The sequence below is a fragment of the Lysinibacillus sp. NPDC093190 genome (assembly GCF_050280425.1).
Taxonomy (GTDB): domain Bacteria; phylum Bacillota; class Bacilli; order Bacillales_A; family Planococcaceae; genus Lysinibacillus.
Window position 1 is genome coordinate 290,845 of the sequence record NZ_JBNNVG010000002.1, and the last position, 23,840, is coordinate 314,684.

Here is a 23,840-nt window from a genome sequence, read left to right on the forward strand (position 1 = left end):
TTGGATACTGTGTCTAAACCCATTTATCAATACTTATCTTAATTTTTCTCTAGAAAATTGATTCTCAGTTCACCCAACTACCCATAATTTGCAAAAAGTTTTTGGACATCAGATGACTTTCCCATTTGATTTCTACTTTCTTGATGAAATTAGTGTTCTCCTCCTAGAACTTTCCGAACTAGTATGCCAACGCACTCGATCGTAAGGATGGATGGTAGTTTCAACATCAAGAATAAATTCTCTTACTTTCAAAGTGACCTTTTGAACATTAGGGAAAAGGTGCTGTGAAGTGAAGCCGAAGCAAATTAAAGAGCCATCATCGAAGAAGACTTTCTAAGCTTTTATCGAATAAATGCAGATAAGATAAATGGACCTGAAAGCGCCGGAACATCAATAGAAACAGCAAATTTACCCATAATATTTACTAAATTTGGCCCTGCCACAGCCCCAAATGTTGTTGTTTAGTTACCATATTACAAATAGACAAAAATCTTCTGCTATGGCAATTTTAGGACGATCTGTTGCCTGTTTAATCTTTTTGAATACATAAAAAATCAATGCTATACTCATAACACTTTTTTCATTTGACATCTTTAAAAAGAGGCTGGGACAAAACCTGTCAAAACCTTATAAAACGCGAGAAATCAATTTTAAAAACGTTGATTTTTCGCGCTTTTCTGATATGAAATTTTTAAATTTTGCTTTAAAAATATACTTATGTCCCAGCCTCTTTCAATCTGTCTCTTATTGTATAATGCTTGATTTGAAATCGTCTAAAGATGGTAAAGTAATTATCAATCCTTATTCCAATCTATTGAGTTAGTATTTGTTGGTTTAAAATAAAATCTATACAAAATATTCTTATACAAACCTAATCTAACAAAAAGATCAAAGCTTTGGTATATCCTTCTAGTCTCTACTTCATTAGAATGTAGTTAAGCTTTAGGAAGTATACTCATTATAGAAAAGTGAAATTATAAATAAGTTTCAATTGACGCTACTTTTTTCAATTCGAGAACAAAGGCTTTATATTTCTCTTCACGCTTTTCATATTCAAGGATGACACGAATGTATTCCTTTTGCATATCTCCGTTTTCAGGTGATTTTTGGTATTCATGTTCAATTTCTTCCTTGGATACACTGTTGTCTCCCAACTGATTATCAATAAATCGTTGCATACGCAATTCTTGCAATACTAATTGTTCAATCTCCAGTTTAGAGTAATCTTCTGATACATCAATTCCAAACTCGTCAAATAATTCTTGCATACAATCAGTAATTTGTTCTTTATCAGGTTCCCATCCGGAAATGCTTCTATCCTCATTCATTTTTTGTACAATAAGCTCATGTTCAATGACTGATTCAAGAGCACAATAATAACACTCAAGAAGGTCTGATGAAGACATTTCAGAAGGCCTGCGAGGGCTTAAAGCAAATAACTCCGGATTTGTAAGTACATTTAAAGCATCAAAAACTTGCACATTAGCTAATGCTTCTCCCATCCCCATAAAAGAAATACTATCAATTGAATGTCCTTTTAAGTGAAAGTACAAAATTTGATCAGTAATTTCATCTGACGTTAAGTTACGTTTTAAACCTATATCTCCTGTTGCACAAAATTTACAACCAAAATTGCAACCACACTGCGAGGATATACAAAATGACTCCCAACCAGCTTTATATTTCATATTTACCGTTTCTATTTTTTCGTCTCCTGAAATTCCAAATAAGACTTTTGTAACTTGTTCAGAATGTTGTGCCTTTAAAGCAGCAATATTTAAAATCGATTCTCCAAACTCCTTAATTAACATTTTTCTTAGGGATTTAGGAAGAACCGTTATGTCATTGAAATTATTTATTCTCCCTTGGAATATAGCATTTGAGATTTGATTCATTCTAAAATCAGGAAATTTATTCTGCTTCAAGAACTCTTGAATTCTTATATACTTGTTTTTTTGTTGCATGTTTTCTCATCCTTCCATAAAACTCTGGTTTGTTTGAGTAAATAGAAGGGAGTTATCATCTAACCTTTTTATAAAAATTAGGCACAAAAAAAACACCGACACAATTATCGGTGTTACGCTTAAATAAAATCACGCACAAATAAACAAGGACATTATGTCATTGAATTAGAGTTTATTTGCCGTAGAGAAAAAGCTCCGATAACTGTTTTTGTATGGTTATTTGGCTTAAAAAAGGACAGACTACTCCCTTTGTACGCCAAACGATTTCCAATTTTTGCATTTTTACCATACAAAATTCTAAAAACTGTTATCATTGCTTTCACCTCTTTCTTGTCAATATTAGTATTAAGTACCATATCATAAAGATTCCCCTATGTAAAGTTTAAAACATAAACAAATGCTTGACGTTAAAGTATTAACTAATCTGCACGATAGCATAAGATACAGCAGCCAAAAATGGAGGCTGTATCTTATGCTATTGCAACTCATTAGTTACTTTGAAACTATTATTCCAAATGTTTAGTAACCATTAAAAACTTTAGTTCATTTAACTTATCAAGCTTTTCTTGACCACATGACAACTGGATTAGAATTAAGAATAATAGCCACCCAGCTAATGATAATGTAGCATAACTTACATTAGCCACTACCATGCCTGATAGAGCACCGCCTGAAGCCCTTGCTAGTGCAACTAAAACATCTATTTTACCTTTTGTTTTTGCGCGAGAGGAAGGCCCAGTTGAATCGACTTTTTGAGCAGTACTTGTTTCAATTTTAAAAAACGAATACGAATAGTTAAACATCTCTCCCAAAATCCGTTGAATATTTAAACACTTTTAAAATCTATTTTTATGAAATTTTTCTTTTATTACCATCATCGAATTACGAATTACATTAATTTCACTATCAGTTAGTCCACTAAACAATTGATTTATTTGTTGATCTGACTGAATATTAATTTTCTCTAGCAGTTCTTCTCCTTTTTTTGTCAATAAGAGAAGGTTTTTTCTACTGTCAATTGTTGAGCTTTTTTTCTCTATTAATTCTTCCTTCTCTAATTTACGTAAAATTCTGCTCATATAGCTTCTATCAATATTAAGTTCTTGCACGAGAATATTCGCAATACACTCCGTTCTCTCGCTTATTTCAAATAGTATTCGTGCTTCAGTCAATGAATAATCTGTATCAAGAATTTGGTTATTAAATAAACCAAGTACCTTTGTATAAAATCGATTGAATTGTCTGATATCATAAATAATCTCTTTATCCATACATTCTCCTTTAGTTGACTTTGTCCACTTTTAACATTAATATAACTATATCCTTAAAATGCGGACTTTGTCCATGTTTTAGGGATGCCATTTTCAAAAAATCTTTCGCAATCTTATCTTTATTATTACCGAATTAAAGGAGATTATATAATATGATTATTCGAAAAATTAGAAAAGAAGACAATGCAAAAGTAAAGGAAATAATACAAGATTCACTAAAATCACTTGGATTAGCGATTCCTGGGACAGCTTATTTTGACCCTCAACTTAACGACCTTCACCAATATTATAATAATTTAAAACATGCAAACTATTGGGTAGTAGAAATGGAAGGAGAGGTTGTTGGTGGAATTGGTATAGCACCTCTTAACGAACATGATAAAGTCTGTGAATTGCAAAAGCTATACTTAAGTACAAAAACACAAGGTTTAGGATTTGGAAAGATGCTAATGGAAACAGCTTTGTCATTTGCATCTAAACATTATGCACAGTGCTACTTAGAAACAATGCATCAATTAAAAACTGCATGTATGTTATATAAAAAATTTGGATTTACACTTTTACATGAGCCACTCTCAGGTTCTGAACATTCTACTATGAATGCCTGGTATTTAAAAGATTTGAATTAACCAGAAGTCCATTAAAAACGGCTATTTGAGGAATTTTTATCGCATATTAAAATTCTCTACTGCGGCACTTTAGTAGTTTCTTATCTGAAACCCAACGTCTTACCATTGAATCAACTTTTAATTCTTTCGCTACTGTTTTATAACTCATTCCATCTTTTGATTCGAATTAATAAAGTTATTTATTTTTAATCAAAAAGGTAAGAGCCTTACTACAAAATAAATTAGAACAAACAACTAATGAATTACTCGAAGCGAGATATACAATTGAGAAAATTATAGCAGCCTTTAATGAGGTAATTAAGGCATCTAATCAAACAGAAGCAGATGATAAAACAAATAGCTAATTACATAGTTATTTGTTTTTATTAAGAGGAAAAGGTTCTTTTAATTTACATCTCGGAGTACCGAATGCCAATAAAAGAACCTTAAATTAAGTTGTTTTTTAATAAAGTTTTATTTAAATTTACTCTAAATTCTTGATTTCACTGCATGTTTTAAAAAAGATTGCATTGGTTACTTTGGAACTATTTTAGAACCATTTTTAGTATTAGTATCATATAATTTATCTCAAGCTTTTCTTGACCACATGACAACTGGAATAAGGATTAAAGATAATAGACCTCCAGCTAAAGGTAATGTTGCATAGCCCACTACCATACCTGAGAGAGCACCACCTGAAGCCCCTGCTAGTGCAACTAAAACATCTATTTTCCCTTGCGTTTTTGCTCTAGTGGAAGGTTCAGTTGAATCAACTATTTGTGCAGTACTACTAATTAAGCCAAAGTTCCACCCTAATCCAAGTAAAGAAAGAGCAATGATTAAAAGAACCATAGAATCACTCGGTGCGAATGCCGCTAATAAACCAGCAAATAACAATGTCACTCCTGAAGCTATACTCATAGCTGTTCGTCCGATTTTATCAACAAGAATACCTGTTACGAGCGACGGAAGATACATGGAACCTACATGAAATCCTATAACAATACCTACTTCCGATAAACCATGACCATGATGTTTTACATGTACTGGTGTCATCGTCATAATAGCAACCATTACAATTTGAGTAAGCACCATAAAAACCCAACGTCTTACCATTGAATGATCTCTAAACTACTGCTTTATAACTCATACCCTCTTTTGATTAGAATTAATAAAGTTACCATTTAAAAATCAATTTCTAGTTCTTTCACTACTGCATATAACTCATACTCTCTTTTCATTAGAATTAATAAAGTTATTTATTTTTAATCAAAAAGGTAAGAGCCTTACTACAATTTATAAGTAGCAAAGCTCTTTAGTTTCATTTTTAGTTTCAATTTACATCCATTAATTATAGATCCCTTAAAAAATGAATAATAAGTTATTTTATTTCTTATTCAACAAACTCCACCCGTTACTTTAAGTACTTTTCTTCACAATCTGCTAATATTATAAAAAGATTAGTTTTATGATAGTTAAAAAATATGTTCGCGTTCGGGGATTATTTTTGTTGCTAAATCTAAATTTCTTTAATATTGCCCTAAACACCATTCTTTAGTTTCTTGGTCAGCAAAGGATGCTTCTACACTATTTAAATATATTTGCCGATAATCTTCTTCACTTAGATTAAATTCGTTGTTAACTAAATGGATTTCTTTTGCCATTGTAGTATCCGATACTGTTCTGTTATCCGTATTAAATGTCACTTTTATTCCATCTTTATGAAACTTATAAATCGGATGTTCAGAATAATGATGAACAGCTTTCGTTTGGACATTACTTGTTGGACACATTTCAAGCACTACCTGTCTTTCTTTCACAATCTTATAAGCCTCTGCACAATCTTTAATAAATACTCCGTGTCCTATTCTTTCAGCACCCAACAGTTCAACAGCCTCTAGTACGTTTTTACCAATTCCCGTTTCACCGGCATGAATAGTGACTCTGTAGCCATATTCTTTGGCTAAAGCGATTGGATCTACGAATTTTTTACAAAAGCCTTCTTCTTCGGATGCACATAAGTCAATTGCCACTACACCTTTTCCAAGGAACTTTTTCCCCTTTTCAACCACCTCAAATGCGCTTTCTACAGACATCGTCCTCATGCAAGACAGGATTATATTTCCCTTTATTTCGTAACAGCTTTCAGCTTCCCTCATCCCCTCTATAACAGATTGAATAACTTCTTCAACATCAAGACCTTGTAATGTGTGAAGTAACGGGGCAAATCTAACTTCTAAATATTTCACATTTTCTCTTGTTGCATTCTCAAATAGCTCAAAAGTAATTCTTCTTAAGTTCCCCTTGGACTGCATGACCAAATTAGGAAGAGAAAATCTTTTTAAATACTCATCAAGGGATTCACATTCTAACGGAGCAATCAGCTCCTTTTGCAGTTCATCCTTATCAAAAGAGGGTAACTGAATGCCTTCCTTCTGTGCAATATCGATAATAGTTTCAGCCCTAAGGCTTCCATCCAAATGGCAGTGTAGTTCAATTTTTGGTAATGCTAAAAAGTTCATTTTTGACCTCCGAAATAGATTAAAATACAGAAAAAAAATTCCTGACTACAAAGAAAATACAAGTTTTGTACTTTCTTCGTAATCAGGAATTTCGGTTCCTGGTAGAGACCCCCAAACCATATTATTGGGGTTATACGAAATTTTATTGATTCCTTAATGGTTTTTAAAATGATAATAAAAAAAGATTAGATTGTCAACATGTTCCCTAACACCGATAAATCATTTTGTTTATTGTAAAAGCAGATTCTACAATAAAAATTTTCATTTACCTTTTTCAACAAAACTCGTTTAATTTTATTCTAATTGTGTCACCGTCTTATCGCTATGAAATCACTTGTGCAAATATTAATTTTTGCAAAAGGATCAAAAAAGCAATTATAATAGTAAAATGTTTTTTAACAATTTAAAATACACAACCAAAGCCTCTCATCAATTTTTGATATTATTTCCTTTTAAATTCTCCATTTTATCAGTAACACCTTCTTGCACTAAACTGCCTCTTTTAGCTGCATAACAAAAAAGAAGCACCGGTTAGTGTAAAAATAAAGTTTGATTACAACTTTATTTCATCTTCACTTCATCTTTACATGCTGCGTTTATATTTGTACTTGTAACACCAAATAAAACAATGAAAAGAGGTTTTAAAATGTTAAATCCTAAGACAAAATTATTCACTGCACTTGGAATTTCAACAGTATTATTAGTAGGAGCTGGCAGTGCCTATGCTACTCAAAAAGAAATAAATGAGTCGGTAGAAACTGTAAATTCTATTAAAGCACCAACCCCTGAAGAAATTCAAACAGTACTAGAAGGTAAACCTACACCTTCAAATATTAAAGTCGAAGGTTTATTTTCTTTAAATGGTAAACCTGATTATACTGCAGACTTTTATTTGAACGATGAAATTTTATTGTCTTTATTAAAAATAAACGCACAAGAATTAAAACAAGAATTGGCAACAGGAAAATCTGTAGTGGAGATTGCAGCTTCTAAAAACGTTACTAAACAACAAGTAATTAATGTCATTACAAAAACACAGGCTGATGTACAACTTCAGGGTGAAAATAATGGCGATAGTAGACTATACGAGCAAATATTAAAAAATATTGAACCAATAGTAATACAAGTCATCGAGCATAAAACTGAAACTCCATGGTAAAAATAAATTAACCAATCAGTAATAAAACGATGGTTCTTTCCTTTTACTTCCTTCTCCTTTTATGATTTTCTTATCTAACCTGCGCCGTTAGTTTAAGTAAAATTTTTCACAAGATAAACATCATTATTAACATAAATATCCCAATCGGGCACGATTACTGATCAAGAAGTAAAAGGGTGATACATAGTCTATATGACTAATATGTATCACCCTTTATATTTTATGACTTTTACAATTTAGGTCTCGATAAATATGAAACAGTACATCTTTTTTCTAAACGGTACGTCTTTATTTCAAATCTACAGGAAGAGTCCGTGTAATACCGGGCTCATTTTGAGCAAACTTCATATGAAATAACCATTTCTAACTTTTCCAGGTCACTTTAAATGTTATTTTTTAATAGGGTTGCAGTTAATATTTTTCGATTTTTCTTTAGTGGGATTCTTCATATCTTTTATTTCTAACTTCTTTTTGCTTAAGTAAACTGCTCGATCCGATTTTTTTGCAACTTCTTGTGAATGCGTAACAACAATTACACATTTATTCTCTTGATGGGCGAGCTCCTGAAACAACTCAATAATCTCTTTTGCTGTTTCTCCATCAAGATTTCCTGTTGGTTCATCAGCAATAAGTAAATCTACATTGCAAGATAGTGCTCGAGCAATTGCTACACGTTGTTGTTGCCCACCACTTAGTTGCAAGACGTTGCGTTTCGCTTCTACTTCTGTGAGTCCTACCTTCTCTAACAATTCTAATGCTCTTGCTTTTTTATTTTGTACCTTCACACCTGTAATTTCCATTGCCGTTAGTACATTCTGAAGAGCAGTCATATAGGTAATCAAATTATAGGCTTGGAAAATCACGGATACATACTGATTACGGTATCGAACCAAACCAATTTTTCGAATATCCTTGCCATTATAAAGTACATAACCCTGCTTAGGTAAATCCAGCCCACAACCTAAGCTAAGAGTTGTAGTTTTACCAGATCCAGATGGCCCTAAAATCGTGTAGAAAAGCCCTTTTTGAAAAGAAAAATTAACATTATCTAGTATCGTTACTTTTTTTCCATTACTTTCATAATAATAATCTAAGTTTTTAAATTGTAAAATCGTCTCCATATCGAGCCTCCTTATTCATCTTTTAAAAGGATTTGTTTTGGATTTAACCGTAGAATAGATAATGCCGGAAGAAGAGTAGCTAATATAGCAATAGCTAGTCCAATTCCCCCCATTTTTCCTAAATCCTCACCTGTTACACTTACATCAATTTTATCAATTGGATCCTCTGTTTCATTTTGTAGAGTACCACCAGGTCCAGATACCATTACTACACTACTATTTTGTGGATTTTCTTCTTCTTCGCTTGCTGTAGCAATTTCATTAGAAAGTAAACTATCCCCTATAAATTGAGAAACTTTAGCTCCTGTTGTTAGAGATACTCCAAACGCTAAAATAGCGATACATACTACTTCTACTACGAACTGCGCTATCAGTTTCCATTTTTTCTCTCCGATAGACAATAATATCCCCATTTCCTTACGACGTGCTTTAATCGATAACATAATGATTAATCCTAAGATAATAGCACCTGCAATAGATACAATATAGATAATCATTTGAGAAGTAGAAGAGATATTTTCGATAGGACCAATCATTTGTTTGTACAATGAATCATGTGCATCTAACTTAAAATAATTAAAATCAATATCAGATTGTTTTGCTTCTTTTTTAAATGCATCAATGTCTAGCGGATCGTTCAAGAAGTACACGACTTGAATGCTACTCCTATTACCTTCATCTGCTTCTAATTTTTTTAAAGTAGAGTAAGGCATATATAGCTTATTAGCTGGATCCATTATAGGAGGGGGATTTTGACCCAGTCCTTGGTCTTCCGTTTTGTAAATACCAATAATTTCAACTTCAAGAGTTTTCTTCTTATCCCCTGATTGAATTTTAACCTTATCTCCCACTTTTAATTTGTTTTGTTCCGCTAATCTTTTTTCCATTAAAGCTACATTCTGATCTTCCATCTTTTCTGTAATTGGTTTCCCAGCAATGATTTCACTCTTTCCATTTTTAAAGCTTTCTTGTAATAAAGTCTTCCGAACTCCTTCTATCATAAAAGAAGAATTCATATCTATTGTTGTAGCTGAACCTGATCCTCCTCGTATACCCGCCATTCCCGCTCTGCCTGCTCCTGCTCCTTCGTCTTCTTCTCCTTCTGGAGCTCCTACTAATTTAAGCCCATCCGATATTCCCAAAGTACTAGTAATATAATTATAGTCTTTTACATGCTTGGACTTCGCTAACTGCTCTGCTTCTTTTATGTTGAGATCTGGCAAAATAGGCATTTCGCCAGTTTCCCTTGCTTGCTTTCCTAATTTATCAAAATCAAGGCCTAAAGTAACATCTGCGCCCAGTTTTTTTCTTGCTGAATCAGCAGCTTTTTGTGATGCATTTTGGATAGCGAATCCTCCCAGCACCAAATTTGTTACAATCAGGAAGACAGCCATCAAAATTAATGATGTTCCTATTCTTTTTTTCATGCTGAGAATTGCGCGTTTTATAAAATTCATTTTTCCTAACCTCCTTGATAGTTGTTATTCTATATACGCTATCTGGAGTTTGTATGAAGGTATTCAGGAGTTTGTATGGAGTTATCCAGGAGTTTATATGGAGTCAATTGTATTACCCAATTTTTTCTTCTTAAATAAATATTTACGGAATTGGATGACATTTTCTATTTTTTGTTCATTCAATGCAATCATAATATCATATTGTTGTAATGCTAATCCGTAATCACCGGTTACTTCTATTTCTTCTACACATAGTTCCATAGTTTTCATTACTTGCAGCCATCCTCTTTCAGCCGGTTGAAACGTACCGAAAGCATATAATACCAAGTATTTGTATTTAGTCATTTATATTTAAATTACACAATGCATATTTCATCATTTTACAAGTCTTCATTTGCTTTAATAATAAATACGTTGCTATCCCTACTTTTAACTCTTGTAGTTCATCCAATTCTCATGAGTAATACAGACCAAAACAAAAGCTTTAGTTTCATTTGAACAAAAAGTACCTTTCGAAGTAGGGTTCCCATCTGAAGGTATAATTTAATGTAAGAGACAGTGATTATTTTGCTCTGAAGCACACATTTCTGCTCCAGTAGCCAGATAAAACTTACATGAGTTCATGTAACTTTATAAAAAAGAACAGATCATACGAATGGTTAACAAAACCATTTGTATGATCTGTATTCTTCCTAATTCTATAAATAATAATTCAACGGTTTAACATATTTTTAAAGTTGTAAGAATAATTATTACCGCTTATTTGTACTCAATTACTTGTAATACTTTTAATTCGATACATTTAGAATATTCTTCTATCATTTCTTCCGTTTCTCCTCCTTTAAACTGCACCTCTTTTTGTGCTTTCGCAATAACTTCAATCACTTCTTGTGTAGATACATTCTTAGATGATGCAATTTCTACAACCGATTTACCAGTTGTCGATTCTTGTTTTAATTCTGTTGCATTCATTTTTAATAAAGAAAATAGGTCCTGATTATTTAAAAACGCATTAGCAAAGTAATTCGGCTGACCATTCGTTGTAAACAAAGCCTCATCAGTAAAACTAAATTGAGTTGGTAGCTCTTTACTTTCTTGTTTTGTTGTTTCATCCGTTTTTGTGTTAACTATTTGTACTGGTTTCCCTGACTCATCTTTCAGAATTTGTTTAGCGTAGGTATGCCCACCGCTACTAAAAATGCTATTGAAATACCAAGTGCAATGATTAAATTCTTTTTACTCATCTTAATTCCTCTTTTCATTATTTGTATTACATAAACAATTATTGCTGAACAATGTAAAGATAAAATCAAGATTAGGTGAATTCGGAATGAAATCTTCAACAGAATTTAAAAAGATGTATCCTGTACAATATCGAATTCACCAATCGTAAATTAGAATGCGAAGTCGCTTTTATGAATCGTCCTTAAGTGGTTCAACGACACGCCATTATTCTCTAGTAGATAGATTGACAGTTGTACCCGAAAAAAGCGAAATTACCGTTTGTTTAAATTCTTTATTATACTTTTTTGACCCACTAGTTTGATACGTCCTCTCGTATTCTCAATTTTATTGATTTACATAATACATCCACCTACATTTTTCACAATCGTTTATCGTTGTGGAAATTTAAAGGGAAATGAAGTAAGTCATTATAAACCCCAAACTTATACCCTCTTTCCTTATAAAAAGAAATAATGTTTGGAAGTACTTGGAGTGTTTGACGTACTTCATGCATGAGCACAACTTCTATATCTCTTGAAGTTCCATTTTTTATATTTTCTACAATTTGATATGGGTTATTTTTCAATTTCCAGTCTAAAGAATCAATTGTCCAATCCCATACTTTAATATTCGCTTCTACAATTTGATTCCGAAGTTGTTCATTATTTAAGCCTGGTACTGAACCATATGGAGATCTAACTAATTTAGGGTTTTCACCTGTAATATCATGAATTATAGAAATTGTTTCATTCATTTCTTGTACAAACTTACCGTCTGTGTATAAACGTTTACTATTATGTGTCATGCTATGTGCTCCTACATAATGCCCTTCAGACGTAGCTCGTCTTACATTGTCTTGTAAATTCTTATTCTGTAAATTAGCCCCTTGCATAAAAAAAGTTGCTTTTACATCATGTTCTTTTAATACATCTAAAAATTGTCCAGTCAATTGACTAGGACCATCATCAAATGTTAGATATACAACTTTTCCTAAGGGTCTAATCGATAGTTTATTCTCTATTTTGGGCTCCTCTTTTATAACTTCACTTTGCTCTTTTGGTGCTATTTGTTTACTTTGTTCCGTTGCAATTATTTTGACAGATGATGCTTCGGATTTCTCTCTCATATAGAACATTAAAATAGTAGTTAGAACCATTCCTATTATTATTATCCAACTTATCGTGATAGTTTTTCGTGATGTTTTTGTTTTCATATTGTTCAATCTCTCCTTTTCAAAAGCTAGTTTAATTGAACAATATAAAGATAAAATGCAGATTGTGTCGAGTTAAATTAAAGAAGATTACTGACTCTATTTAATTGAATGGTGTATGGTAACTTTACTTTTTCAACAGTTCATCGATTTATTTTTGCACATAATGCACGGTCAGGAATTAGTTTTACTTCATATTCATCTTTTCTTCATTTTATCTTTATCTAGGTATCTTACTATTGGTTCACGTTAAGCAGCGAATTTAATAGTTTGGAGTATGAAAAAAATGAAGAAAAATAGTTGGAAGTATCTTTTAGTATCTTTTATTTGTGCTAGTATTGTTTATCTAATGTATGTTACTCAAGGTAATCGTGCTGAGATAATTGAAATTGACAATACTATAGTAGAAAGTAATACCATTGATTTATTAGAAGGAAAAAACATCGTGATTGATCCTGGCCATGGCGGCGTTGATATTGGCACAACTGGCTTAACCTATGGAACAAGAGAAAAAGAGGTGAATCTTACAGTAGCACAAAACATTAAGCAGGAGCTTGAAAAAAGAACAGCCGCAACAGTTATCCTAACACGTGATAAAGATATAGATTTAGGGCGTAATCAAATAGAAGCTTTACAAAAAAGAATTCAGATTGCCGATGATGCTTCAGCTGATTTGTATATTAGTATTCATCACGACGCTTTTACCGATCCTAGTGTTAACGGAATAACTGTTCATTACAGTTCACATCAAAATAAGGGTGAAAATTTAGCTAAAATCCTGCAAACATCTATCTTTAAGCAAAGTATTGATGCCAAAAATCGTGGTGTAAAAGACAGTGATTTTTATGTTTTAAAGAACAATTCTGCTCCTGCAGTATTACTAGAACTGGGCTTTACGTCAAATAAAGAAGATGAAATCCGAATGGTTTCTAAAGATTTTCAAAGCAAAACTGCTATATCTATCGTAGATGGGATTATTGAATTTTTTGCAAAATAAAATCATTATGAAATTATGTAGCTCCATAAAAAACAGCTCATACGAAGGGTTTATAAAACCGTTTGTATGAGCTGTTTCTCACTCTTTAATTGGTAGATAAAAATAAAACTGTACGCCATTCTTTGTATTGCAAACACCGTATTCTACTCCATGTAGCATTAATATATTTTTCGAAATTGCCAGTCCTAAACCAGTACCACCGTCTGACCTTTTTCTAGAAGCATCAATCCGATAAAAGCGCTCCCAAATTTTCTCTAGATGTTCTTTTTCGATATGAGCACCTTTATTCTCCACACTTATTTTCACCAGTTCTCCTTTCACCTCTATCGCCAAAATTATTCTTTCTTGCGAAGGCGAATATCGAATAGCATTCGTCAAAAAATTCGTAAGAACCTGTTCGATACGGCGTTGGTTGGCTACTACTTTAATCTGTGATAAATGGGTCTCAACTTGCAATTGTTTTTGCTGTATTTCAGGCATTAGTTTTTCGCAAATCTCTTCTAATAGTGAATGGATATAAAAAGAATCCATTTGCATTTTATACGTACCCGATTCATACTTTGCTAATTCAAGCATATCGATAATCAATAAATCCATCTTATCGACTTCTTTTTCCAATGCATTGAAATAATACTCTTTCTTATGGTTTGCAACGTTCCCTCTCAATATCGTTATACAGCTTTTCATAATACTTAAAGGTGTTTTTAATTCATGTGATACACCAGAAATAAACTCTTTCCGCGTATTTTCTAGCTTTTTTTCCTTTTCAATGTCTTGCTGTAGCTGCTCAATATACATACTCAACCCGTTCGAAAGTAAGTTGATATTCCTCGATAAGTCTCCAATTTCATCATTTGACTGAACAGCAATTGTCTCAGAAAAATCTAAATTCGCTATTTTCTCCGTTGTACGATTAATCCTTAATAATGGCTTTGCAATTTTTATTGAATAGTAATAAGATGCCAATATTATTAATAAAGAAACAAAAGCAACAATGTAAATATAATATTCTTCAATCATTTGCACAGCTTCATCAACTGGCTGTAGTGAAGTCATTGAAAATATATATGAATTCGTTTCATCTGATTTTGCTATTAAAATCTTGTATTTAATATCATTTTGTTCATAATTAATTAGTGCTGTAGTGGAATTAGGAAAATCTAGTTCATCTAATAATAGCTTATTTTGAAAATCTTTAATTTGCTCTAAAAATAATGAATTAGAATAAATGACGTTGGATAAATCATTACTTTGTGGAAGTTGAATATTAATAATTTCCCCTCCTATATTTACCAAATCATAATTATTAGATATATATATTTCTTTTAAATTTTCCCTAGTTATTCCCATTTTTCCATAGAGCATTTTGTTTCTGAAAGTAAAAGATTTTTCCAATATATTTTGATTTCTACTATACACTTCATTTTCAATATTTATTTCGGCTGGTTCTATCATTATTTCGACTGGAGTTATTTGCGACTCTTTCAAGATTCCAATAACATATACTTGACTATTCTTCAATAATGATTCCGACAACTGGACCGAATTATCATCATCAATCATATATAAAGGAACTTTAGTTGTTTTCATACCGAGTAGTGTTTGATAATACTCATTTAATTGGATTTCAATGTAGAAATCATCCTCATGCTTTAAATGACCATACTGATCCAATATTGTAATCCAAGCATTATTTCCTTCAGCAAAATCTCTTTCTAGCTGCTGAATTTTTGCAATGTCGTTACTATTTTTTCGATACTCTTTTTCAAATACAGTTAAATTGGATTCTAAATCTTCTATTTTTTTATTCATATAAAATTGTTTGAAGAATATTGTTTGTCCTACAAAAATGGTAGCCAAAATAAGTACACAAAGCATAGTTGTTAATAAAAACAACTTAAATACAATTCCTCTTTTCATCGTATATCCTCGAATTTATAGCCTGTTCGAACAATCGTTTTTATACATGTGGAATGGTCACCTAATTTGTTTCGCAAGTTTCGCATGTGACTATTAATCGTTCGGTCATCTCCAATATGTTCATAACCCCATACTTTTGTTATAAGCTGATCTCTCGTTATAACTATCCCTTTATTTTCCATTAAATACAGTAGCATTTCATATTCTGTATGCGTTAAAGAACTCTCTTCATTATTTACTTGTACAGTCCTAGAAGGAATATGAATTTTGATGCCACCACTTTCTAGATAGTCACCTACTACATCATTTTTCTGTTCCCGGTGATGTAATAACCTTTTGGCACGTGCTAATAAAACGAGTGGATTGTAAGGTTTCGTTACATAATCATCGGCTCCTAATTCAAAACCTAATAATGTATCATCTTCATCTGTACGAGCAGTCAACATAATAATCGGGATATTTGAAGTTTTTCTAATTCGGCGGCAAATAGTCCATCCATCCAATTTAGGTAGCATAATATCTAATATAATTAAACTAAGCTCGTTTTCTTGAAATACCTTTAGTGCCTCTTCACCATCCTTAGCTTCTAATACTGAATAACCTGCATTCAGGAAATAATCTTTAAGAATTTCTCGTAAAATATCCTCATCTTCTATAATTAATATTGGACCAATCATTTTTATCCCCTGCTTATTTAATGTTCTAAGTTCATTCTAACCAAGATTAAATGTTAGTAACATTTAATCTATTTATTGATGAACTTTACATGTCCATATTAAGCGAGTAAGCAAGTAGAATCAACGACATTGCTATATCTTTATTTAATCTTCATATCAGGTAAAATCTCTGCAAATAATTCATTTTTCTCTGGGTATCTAATAAAAAGCTGTCGAGAAATAAAAGGCACCCTTTGTGAAGAACTTGTAAAACTAGGCAACTTGTTGAAGCTGCTGCTCCCATTACCCCTCCCTATCCAGTGCATATAGTGGATAGGGCTACGCTACTGTTACTGCATGTTTTAAAAAAGATTGCATTGGTTACTTTGAAACTATTTTAATAACCATTAAAAATTTTAGTATCAATAACTTATCTCAAGCTTTTCTTGACCACATGACAACTGGAATAAGGATTAAAGATAATAGACCTCCAGCTAAAGATAATGTTGCATAGCTTGCATTAGCTACTACCATGCCTGAGATTGATAGCTTTTTCACTAAAGGATTCCGTCTTATTTCCGTATTCATTATTTCGTCTGTCCGCTTCTATCATTTTTGCAATTTCTAATGGATCAGGACGTAACATAATAAAAAGGACAAGACCTGATAAGATAAATGGACCTGCAAGTGCCGGAACACCCATTGAAAGAGCAACTTTCCCCATAATTTCTACTAAATTTGGCCCTGCCACAGCCCCAAGTGTTGTTGGTTAGTAACCATATTAAAAAGAGTAATAAAATTCTTCTGCTGTGGCACTTTAGTTGTTCCTTTCCTGAAACCCAACGTCTCACCATTGAATGATCAATTTTTAATTCTTTCGCTACTGTTTTATAACTTATACCCTCTTTTGATTAGATTTAATAAAGTTAATTAATTTTAATCAAAAAGGTAAGAGCCTTACTACAATTTAGAAGTAGCAAAGCTCTTTAAAGTTGTTTCAATTTACATCCAATAATTATTTATCCCTTAAAAATGAAATAATAAGTTGTTAGTTTTTATCAATAAACGCCCTCATTAGTTTAAGTGTATACCTTCATAAATATTAAGTTTAATTTTTATGAAGGTATTGTTTTACCTTATTCGCATCTTCAAAAGGGTATTGATATTCAAGAATATCAGCTACTTCAATAGCTATTTGCTCAAACAAGTCAATTGTTTCAAACAACGAATTCCAAACTTGTTCGTAATCTCCACTAGGATATGTTTTCATCAATCTTTTCCATATGTCCTTATTAACGTAGCGCTCTAGGTACTTACTGTTTTTACCTACACTCAATGAAAAATTGGTTCCTATACCAACTCTCCACTCAAGCATTGTTAGCAACATTTCTCTTACACTATTTAAATGGTTATAAGCGTAAAGTATTTCTTGTCTCCATAACCCTTTCGCTACATAGGTTGTAACCCACCAAAATTCATTACAACAATCTGCAAAAAATTCAGCAGAAGGTTTTTTTACCCAGTAATCTTTATCTGTTGGTTCAGAAAGCTTAGGCATATCCCCATCTTTATCTAATAAAATAACTGTTAATCCATCTTCAGAACAATAAATATCTTTTTCCTCAATCGGAATCAACATTAAATCAATTCTATTGCCATCCACAAATAACATTAAATATGAGAATCTCCCGCCCAATTCAGGTGGAAACATTACCATATCCTCTGGTGTTTGTATTATTATTCTTCTCCCAAAAACATTTATCCAATCATGATTAGTTAGAAACGATTGCAAGTCAGATACAAGATAAACAATATCATAATCTCTGAAAGTATCTTCAGGTACATTAGAATTCGTTCGAGAACCATTCATTCCAACAGCTCGTACTCTCTCATCTTTCTCGGCAACTCGTAATATTAGTTCCATCATTTCTTTTTCTGAACGCATTTTTTCTCCTCCCAAAGTATTCAATTTCTTTATACGTATTCCTATTAGGAGGTCCTCTTATATATAAATAACGTTAATCCGTTCTCTAATAGGATACGTTAATTATTTATTTTGTTTTCTAATTTTTTTAGTTCTTGTAAATCAGTATAGTAACTCCGAACAGCTATTTCCATGCAAGATTTTCTATTTTTTTCTGTTCTTTGCTCTTTATATTTTTTATTGTAATAAAGTGTAAAATCATGGATAGTTCCAAATAACGCCAAACAAGTATTAAACCAATCATTGATTTCATCTGGTGGTATAGCTAAATCTGTACTTAATAGAAAACCGTCTTCTATTTTTGGAATTAAAAATTCTAATTTATCGAAAAGTTCCATTTCTGTATATACTTCATTTCTATATTCATTATAAAGAGAAATTACTTTTTCTGCTAATGTCAACATATCCGTTAATATTTCTTTTGTCTCAAACAATACTTCATCTTTACTTGCTCTATTCTCATTGGTAAAAATTTTTAGATGATCATAATATGAATGTATATTAATATGGACTCCATCTATCATAAAAGTGTCTTCATTATTTATTCTATACCACTGTTCTTTATTTTGTGTATCATCAACCCATGTTGTATGACATATAAAGTTACCATTAATAATATCACTTTCATCACGTCCGAAGTAAACCCATACAATGTCTGCCAATTTCCCCGTAAATAGCTTTTGAGCTATATCATTTGAATAAATTTCAGCGTCTCTTATTAATAACACCATCGACTTATTTCAAAGAGATATAGATATTCATTTACGTGTCAAAAAAACAGTTTCCTATCTTGGATGGGATGGAAAAGACGATGGTGTAAGAATGATTGTTGTTTCTGATAAAATGTTTGAAAAAATCCCACCAAGTCAGAATGAGGGTACACAATTGAATTATCATTTGTTTACTATCAAGGATTGGGAGAAACCAGAAGAAGTCACTAAACAATTAGAGAATGCTTTTCCCATATATGAAGAGGGAAAATATGCTTTTAAAGCCTTGGTAGTACAATGGTTAGTTGAAAAACAGGAAAATGGGATGTTAATTATTACAAGTGCACTAGTTGGAATATTATTTTTCACCTTTGCTGCAAGTTTCCTTTACTCACGTCTATATACTGATTTAGAAAGAGATAAACATCAAAACATGAGTATCGCGAAAACTGGATTAACAAAAAATGAACTAAAAAAAGTAATAGCACGCCAACTTTGTATCATGTTCTTTTTACCAATTGTAATAGCTTTACTTCATAGTATTATTGCACTTATCGCACTACAGAAGCTCGTCTCATTTTCTATTGTAATGGATTCTGTCTTTTTACTAACATTCTTTTTATCTCTACAAGTTATGTACTTTTTTGTTGTTCGTTGGCGCTATCTTCGTTATCTTAATAAAGAAATTATGTAATTTTTAATTGAGCTCAGTAATTAATAATCCTTGCTTTTTTATTAAATGTATCCTATAAGATAAACTCTAAAAAAGTTTCTCTTATAGGGTACTTTTATTTATATGCGAAACATTAGAAGATGTAAAAAAGAATGTTATATCTGATTCTGTTAATATTTAAATTTACTAATGAGCTGTTTTAATACGTCTGCCATATGCGCAAGAGCTTGTGCAGAAGCATTAATTTCTTCCATCGAAGCTAATTGTTCCTCTGTAGACGCTGCAACGTCCTCTGAAGCAGATGCATTTCCTTGTGCGGAGAATGCCAAATTCTCCGTAATAGCCGTCACCTCTTGTACACTTGCTGACATCTGTTCAGACGCAGATGATACCTCTTCCATTTTAGGAGTTATTTTATCCATGCTTGTTTTAATCACTTGGAATTTCGCGATGGCTTCATCCGATACATGTAGTCCATTTTGAACATCCTCTGTAACTTTTGCCATGATGCTTACAGATTGTTCTGTTTCTAACTGAATGCCATGGATTAGCTCGAAAATTTGTTGTGCAGATTCCTGCGACTGCTCCGCAAGCTTTCTTACTTCATCAGCAACAACTGCAAAGCCTTTTCCATGCTCCCCTGCTCTTGCTGCCTCAATCGCTGCATTGAGAGCAAGTAAGTTCGTTTGATCTGCAATGCTTGTAATTACATCTAAAATGGACGTAATTTGCTTAGAGCGTTCATGTAATGTTTGAATTTTCGTGTTTGAATCGGTCACCGATAAATGGATAGAATGCATTTGATCTTTTGTATCCTGGACTGCCTTTCCACCTTCATCTGCCTGCAGCGTTGCATGCTGTGAAAGATCTGTCACAGTAGAAGAAATCTCTGCAATATGAAGAATGGCCTTAGAAAGTTCCTGTAACGATTCTGCATTCTTATTGGCACTCGTCGTTTGCGAGTCTGCGCTCGAAGCAACATCTTGAATCGAAATGGCCACCTTTTCTGTCGCTGTGCTCGTTTGAGTGGCATTGGCTGTTAGCTCTTCTGCTGACGAGGCTACTTCTTCAGCATTTTGTTCAATTTCTTGAATAAGAGTTCTTAAACTGTCTTGCATATCGTTAAAGGCTTGCCCTAGCTGTCCAATCTCATCATGAGATTTTACCGTAACTTTTTCAGTTAAATCACCCTTACTTATGGTTACTGCACTATCCTTGAGCAATTTAATCGGTTTTATAATTGCCTTCATAACAAAAAAGAAAACAATCGTACTGATTACAATCGCAGCGATTAGTACGATAAACGTTTTATACAAAATGGATGATGCTGATTGGTCAATTTCCTTCGCAAAAATTGTTCCAGTAATTTTCCAGTTTGTCAGTTCATTCGTTGTAAAGAACATAATACGGTCATCACCGTCAAAGACATAATCATACGTGCCAGATTTGCTGTCGTACATTTTGTCGATGAAGCTTTCTTTTATTTCGCTATCCGGTTCTATAGTCGGGTGTGAAATGACCATTTTATCTTCACCCAAAATAGAAGAATATCCATTTTTTCCGATTTTGATAGAACTAGCGACTTTTTGAAGATTTGTCAATTTTATATCAATTGCTATTACCCCAGATTGATCCTTTACCTGACGAGCAATTGTTACGACCAAATCTCCAGTTCCTGCACCTATATAAGGATTCGTAATTAAGACTTCTCCCTTTAATGCTGTAGCCTCTTTATACCAGTCTCGTTCTAAAGGATTATAATCGGCGCTATTCGTTTTTGGTTCTAGAAAAAATGCTCCCTCATTTGTTCCAATATAAATGCTCTGAACATCCGGATGCAGCTTTATATATTGTTGAAATTTTGTTTGTACTGCAGACCCCTGCTGTTTATACTTAGAAGAATCGATATCCTCGCTAAAAACAGTGATATCATTTATTTTTTCACTAATGGTCTGATCGATTAGTGTATTTAAAATTTCTACACTTTCATTCGCACTAAAAAGTATTTCGTTTTTTATTGAATCTTTTGCTGAAAGATACGATAAACTTCCTACTGAAATAACTGGAATTAGCAAGATAAGAGCAAATAATGTGTAAAGCTTACCCTTAAAACTTCCAAATAATTTTTTCATAAACCGTTCTCCTTTTGATTTTATTAGTTTTTAAGATGTGTGTTTTGTACAATTTTGTGGTTTCTTTTTAGACTCAAAAAGAATACCGCCCCTATTCTGTTCACAACCTTCCCTTATTTTATCGTTTAAATTTCCACCCTAAGCTTTTATCGGACGAAATACTTAAATCCAAAACCCCCTTTTCATTTTTTTGATTTTTCTAACATAAAACCTTCTATTTTTGCACTTCTTCATCATTCAAGTAAAAATAGAGCCCCTACATACCGCCCTGAATACAATAAGGAATTTGAAGAAGAATGATATCAAACTAACGGAAGGTGTATTTATCACTCGGATCAAGGCTTCCACTATACCAATCCTCAATTCCAAAAGCTTGTACAGAAAATGGGACTAAATCAATCCATGTCACATCGAGGCAACTGTTGGGATAACCCACCATAAGAATCGTTTTTTTGGTTATTTTAAAGATGAAACAAATATTAACATTAGAAGAATCTTAGGTGACAAACAATAGCAGAAATAAAAGTAGATCAAAAAAATAAAGTTAAATCTATAGATTTATATAAAGTCAAGATAACAGAAGATAATGGTCATTCAGTCTTAATTATGGATGAAAGAACAGCGAAAGATATAGTAACAAAAGGACAAGGTTTTCGTAAGGTACTGTTTATATGGAGATAATCTTTCTCTGTAAAAATAATTATAGAAGTCGAAATAGAAACTTTGTTTTACAACTGCAACAACAAGAAGTTAGGAGAGAATTCCATGAATAAAACAGTATTCATACAAAAAATCCCTAGAACCCAAATTAATGGAGGAAAAGGCGTTAGTTGAAGATGTAGAAGTAACAGAAGATGAAATTAAAGCTGAATACGAAAATATCAAAAATGAAATCCAAGCTCGTCATATAGTCGTAAAAGATGAAGAGACTGCTAAAAAGGTGAAAGCGGAACTTGAATCTGGGAAAGATTTTGCAAAAGTTGCAAAAGAGTATTCTATTGAACAAACAGCACAAACAACTGGTGGGGATTTAGGTTGGTTTAACAAAGCAACTAATATGGATCAACAGTTTTTAGAAGGTGCTTTCGCATTGAAAAAAAATGTTATTAGCGATCCAATTCAATCTAGCTTTGGCTATCATATCATCGAAGTGACGGACAAGCGTGAGATTAAAGAATCATACGAAGATAAAAAAGCCGAGCTTGAAAAGCAATTAAAGCTAGCAAAAGCGGATCCTTCAAGGCTATTAACAAAAGTAGCGGAAATGTTGAAAGATGCTGATATTAAGATTAAAGATGAAGATATAAAAACAGCGTTAGATAAGTTTTTAGCTGCTGCTGAAACAGATACAACGACTGAAGATGCAGATACATCAACAGAAAGTAAATAATTATTTATACAAAAAGCGTAAGGGCATAAGCCTTTACACTTTTTTAATGCTTTAAGTAATAAAACCTCCATTTATTAACTTTATAGGTTATAATAAAATACTAAATTAAACCTATTTTAAGTTTGTTTAACACAAAGCATTTGATTTGCAATTTTGAAATGAAGGAGAGTTATGAATGAAAATTCAAACCGGTAATACATTAAATTTTATGAAAACAGAGGTAAATAAAAATATAAAAAATGAAAGTCTCTTAGATTTATTTGGAAATGAAAATATACATAAAGACGAAGACGAAAAAAATAACAAATCTAAACTTGAAATCAGATATGAAAATGGTTATATACGTAAATATATTGTGAAACCAAATGGACAAAGAGTACTTATTATGAAGATTAAACAAACCCAAGAAAACATGAAAGAGTCCGGAGATTTAAAGGATATGTTGATACAACAGATTGAAAAGTTATCTAATCCAAAAAAATATGAACAGAATACTTCTATTTTTGAAAAAGAAAAAAATATTTCTAAATATAAAACAGGTATTTGAGGACAAAATTTTATTGCACATTAGAAATCCTTCATAAAAAGATGTCTGCTTCCCCCATAAGCAGACATCTTTTTATCTTAATTATACTTTGTTTGAGATATGTATTTTATATGACGGATTGTAATATTAAGTGCAACACCCAGAAGTCAATATAAAGGAAGCCCATAACGACCTCGTGTAGAATGTAGTTACCACACCAAATTCAAACGGAGGAATCGTTATGAGCTATACCCATCTTACCATATCAGAACGTGTAAAAATAGAAACATACCTGGAACTTGATTATTCGATTCGT

17 protein-coding genes, 8 pseudogenes and 1 riboswitch are annotated in these 23,840 nt (G+C 32.2%); of the genes and pseudogenes, 8 read left to right on the forward strand and 17 right to left on the reverse strand.

Annotated elements, in window-relative coordinates:
* Positions 1-353 precede the first annotated feature (353 nt).
* The 4 genes and pseudogenes from ACQKOF_RS03410 to ACQKOF_RS03425 form a co-directional block, all read right to left on the reverse strand.
* Positions 354-458: pseudogene (locus ACQKOF_RS03410) on the reverse strand (MFS transporter); the annotation flags it as partial.
* Positions 459-1,409: 951 nt separating this feature from the next.
* A pseudogene (locus tag ACQKOF_RS03415) lies at positions 1,410-1,964 on the reverse strand (23S rRNA (adenine(2503)-C(8))-methyltransferase ClbB); the annotation flags it as partial.
* Between the two features lie 555 nt (positions 1,965-2,519).
* Positions 2,520-2,731, reverse strand: a pseudogene (locus ACQKOF_RS03420) (MFS transporter); the annotation flags it as partial.
* A 69-nt stretch (positions 2,732-2,800) separates the two neighbouring features.
* Entirely contained in the window at positions 2,801-3,235 is a 435-nt protein-coding gene (locus ACQKOF_RS03425; RefSeq protein ID WP_370044480.1) for a MarR family winged helix-turn-helix transcriptional regulator, read from the reverse strand.
* A gap of 152 nt (positions 3,236-3,387) precedes the next feature.
* Here ACQKOF_RS03425 and ACQKOF_RS03430 point away from each other — a divergent pair, with 152 nt between their 5' ends.
* Entirely contained in the window at positions 3,388-3,864 is a 477-nt protein-coding gene (locus ACQKOF_RS03430; RefSeq protein ID WP_427553712.1) for a GNAT family N-acetyltransferase, read from the forward strand.
* A 567-nt stretch (positions 3,865-4,431) separates the two neighbouring features.
* Here the strand turns inward: ACQKOF_RS03430 and ACQKOF_RS03435 are convergent.
* Positions 4,432-4,938 (reverse strand): annotated as a pseudogene (locus tag ACQKOF_RS03435) (MFS transporter); the annotation flags it as partial.
* Between the two features lie 434 nt (positions 4,939-5,372).
* Positions 5,373-6,365, reverse strand: a complete 993-nt coding sequence (add, locus tag ACQKOF_RS03440) for an adenosine deaminase (protein WP_427553714.1) — start codon at positions 6,363-6,365, stop codon at positions 5,373-5,375.
* Between the two features lie 59 nt (positions 6,366-6,424).
* A riboswitch (purine riboswitch) is annotated at positions 6,425-6,523 on the reverse strand.
* Positions 6,524-7,176: 653 nt separating this feature from the next.
* Between add and ACQKOF_RS03445 the strand changes: the two are divergent.
* Positions 7,177-7,524 (forward strand): annotated as a pseudogene (locus tag ACQKOF_RS03445) (hypothetical protein); the annotation flags it as partial.
* A 389-nt stretch (positions 7,525-7,913) separates the two neighbouring features.
* Here ACQKOF_RS03445 and ACQKOF_RS03450 read toward each other — a convergent pair.
* The 5 genes and pseudogenes from ACQKOF_RS03450 to ACQKOF_RS03470 form a co-directional block, all read right to left on the reverse strand.
* A complete protein-coding gene (locus ACQKOF_RS03450) occupies positions 7,914-8,645 on the reverse strand; it encodes an ABC transporter ATP-binding protein (RefSeq protein ID WP_427553716.1) in 732 nt (243 codons plus the stop codon).
* 11 nt (positions 8,646-8,656) lie between these two features.
* Positions 8,657-10,102 carry an ABC transporter permease gene (locus ACQKOF_RS03455; protein WP_427553718.1) on the reverse strand — a complete coding sequence of 482 codons (1,446 nt, stop codon included), beginning with the start codon at positions 10,100-10,102 and terminating at the stop codon, positions 8,657-8,659.
* 93 nt (positions 10,103-10,195) lie between these two features.
* Positions 10,196-10,414: pseudogene (locus ACQKOF_RS03460) on the reverse strand (hypothetical protein); the annotation flags it as partial.
* Between the two features lie 447 nt (positions 10,415-10,861).
* Positions 10,862-11,152: a hypothetical protein gene (locus ACQKOF_RS03465; protein ID WP_427553720.1), complete on the reverse strand. Its 291-nt coding sequence runs from the start codon at positions 11,150-11,152 to the stop codon at positions 10,862-10,864.
* A gap of 553 nt (positions 11,153-11,705) precedes the next feature.
* On the reverse strand, positions 11,706-12,539 hold the full coding sequence (locus tag ACQKOF_RS03470; protein WP_427553722.1) for a polysaccharide deacetylase family protein: 834 nt from the start codon (positions 12,537-12,539) through the stop codon (positions 11,706-11,708).
* A 274-nt stretch (positions 12,540-12,813) separates the two neighbouring features.
* Here ACQKOF_RS03470 and ACQKOF_RS03475 point away from each other — a divergent pair, with 274 nt between their 5' ends.
* Positions 12,814-13,533 (forward strand): N-acetylmuramoyl-L-alanine amidase family protein, encoded by a 720-nt coding sequence (locus tag ACQKOF_RS03475; RefSeq protein ID WP_427553724.1) that lies wholly within the window; start codon positions 12,814-12,816, stop codon positions 13,531-13,533.
* 78 nt (positions 13,534-13,611) lie between these two features.
* Here the strand turns inward: ACQKOF_RS03475 and ACQKOF_RS03480 are convergent, their stop codons facing one another.
* The 5 genes and pseudogenes from ACQKOF_RS03480 to ACQKOF_RS03500 form a co-directional block, all read right to left on the reverse strand.
* Positions 13,612-15,453: a sensor histidine kinase gene (locus ACQKOF_RS03480; protein ID WP_427553726.1), complete on the reverse strand. Its 1,842-nt coding sequence runs from the start codon at positions 15,451-15,453 to the stop codon at positions 13,612-13,614.
* Positions 15,450-16,130 carry a response regulator transcription factor gene (locus ACQKOF_RS03485; RefSeq protein ID WP_427553728.1) on the reverse strand — a complete coding sequence of 227 codons (681 nt, stop codon included), beginning with the start codon at positions 16,128-16,130 and terminating at the stop codon, positions 15,450-15,452. Before ACQKOF_RS03485 ends, ACQKOF_RS03480 begins: the two co-directional genes overlap by 4 nt.
* A 508-nt stretch (positions 16,131-16,638) precedes the next feature.
* A pseudogene (locus ACQKOF_RS03490) lies at positions 16,639-16,875 on the reverse strand (MFS transporter); the annotation flags it as partial.
* Positions 16,876-17,217: 342 nt separating this feature from the next.
* Positions 17,218-18,054 carry an aminoglycoside 6-adenylyltransferase gene (locus ACQKOF_RS03495; protein WP_427553730.1) on the reverse strand — a complete coding sequence of 279 codons (837 nt, stop codon included), beginning with the start codon at positions 18,052-18,054 and terminating at the stop codon, positions 17,218-17,220.
* Between the two features lie 98 nt (positions 18,055-18,152).
* Positions 18,153-18,824, reverse strand: a complete 672-nt coding sequence (locus ACQKOF_RS03500; RefSeq protein ID WP_427553732.1) for a hypothetical protein — start codon at positions 18,822-18,824, stop codon at positions 18,153-18,155.
* Positions 18,825-18,915: 91 nt separating this feature from the next.
* Between ACQKOF_RS03500 and ACQKOF_RS03505 the strand changes: the two genes are divergently transcribed.
* Positions 18,916-19,497, forward strand: a complete 582-nt coding sequence (locus ACQKOF_RS03505; RefSeq protein ID WP_427553734.1) for a hypothetical protein — start codon at positions 18,916-18,918, stop codon at positions 19,495-19,497.
* Positions 19,498-19,646: 149 nt separating this feature from the next.
* Here the strand turns inward: ACQKOF_RS03505 and ACQKOF_RS03510 are convergent, their stop codons facing one another.
* Positions 19,647-21,608, reverse strand: coding sequence for a methyl-accepting chemotaxis protein (locus ACQKOF_RS03510; protein WP_427553736.1), 1,962 nt, complete (start codon positions 21,606-21,608; stop codon positions 19,647-19,649).
* Positions 21,609-21,929: 321 nt separating this feature from the next.
* Here ACQKOF_RS03510 and ACQKOF_RS03515 point away from each other — a divergent pair.
* The 4 genes and pseudogenes from ACQKOF_RS03515 to ACQKOF_RS03530 form a co-directional block, all read left to right on the forward strand.
* A pseudogene (locus ACQKOF_RS03515) lies at positions 21,930-22,089 on the forward strand (IS3 family transposase); the annotation flags it as partial.
* A 38-nt stretch (positions 22,090-22,127) separates the two neighbouring features.
* Positions 22,128-22,289 carry a lipoprotein BA_5634 family protein gene (locus ACQKOF_RS03520; RefSeq protein ID WP_427553762.1) on the forward strand — a complete coding sequence of 54 codons (162 nt, stop codon included), beginning with the start codon at positions 22,128-22,130 and terminating at the stop codon, positions 22,287-22,289.
* Between the two features lie 130 nt (positions 22,290-22,419).
* Positions 22,420-22,998 (forward strand): peptidylprolyl isomerase, encoded by a 579-nt coding sequence (locus ACQKOF_RS03525; RefSeq protein ID WP_427553738.1) that lies wholly within the window; start codon positions 22,420-22,422, stop codon positions 22,996-22,998.
* A 175-nt stretch (positions 22,999-23,173) separates the two neighbouring features.
* Positions 23,174-23,545 carry a hypothetical protein gene (locus ACQKOF_RS03530; protein ID WP_427553740.1) on the forward strand — a complete coding sequence of 124 codons (372 nt, stop codon included), beginning with the start codon at positions 23,174-23,176 and terminating at the stop codon, positions 23,543-23,545.
* Positions 23,546-23,840 lie beyond the last annotated feature (295 nt).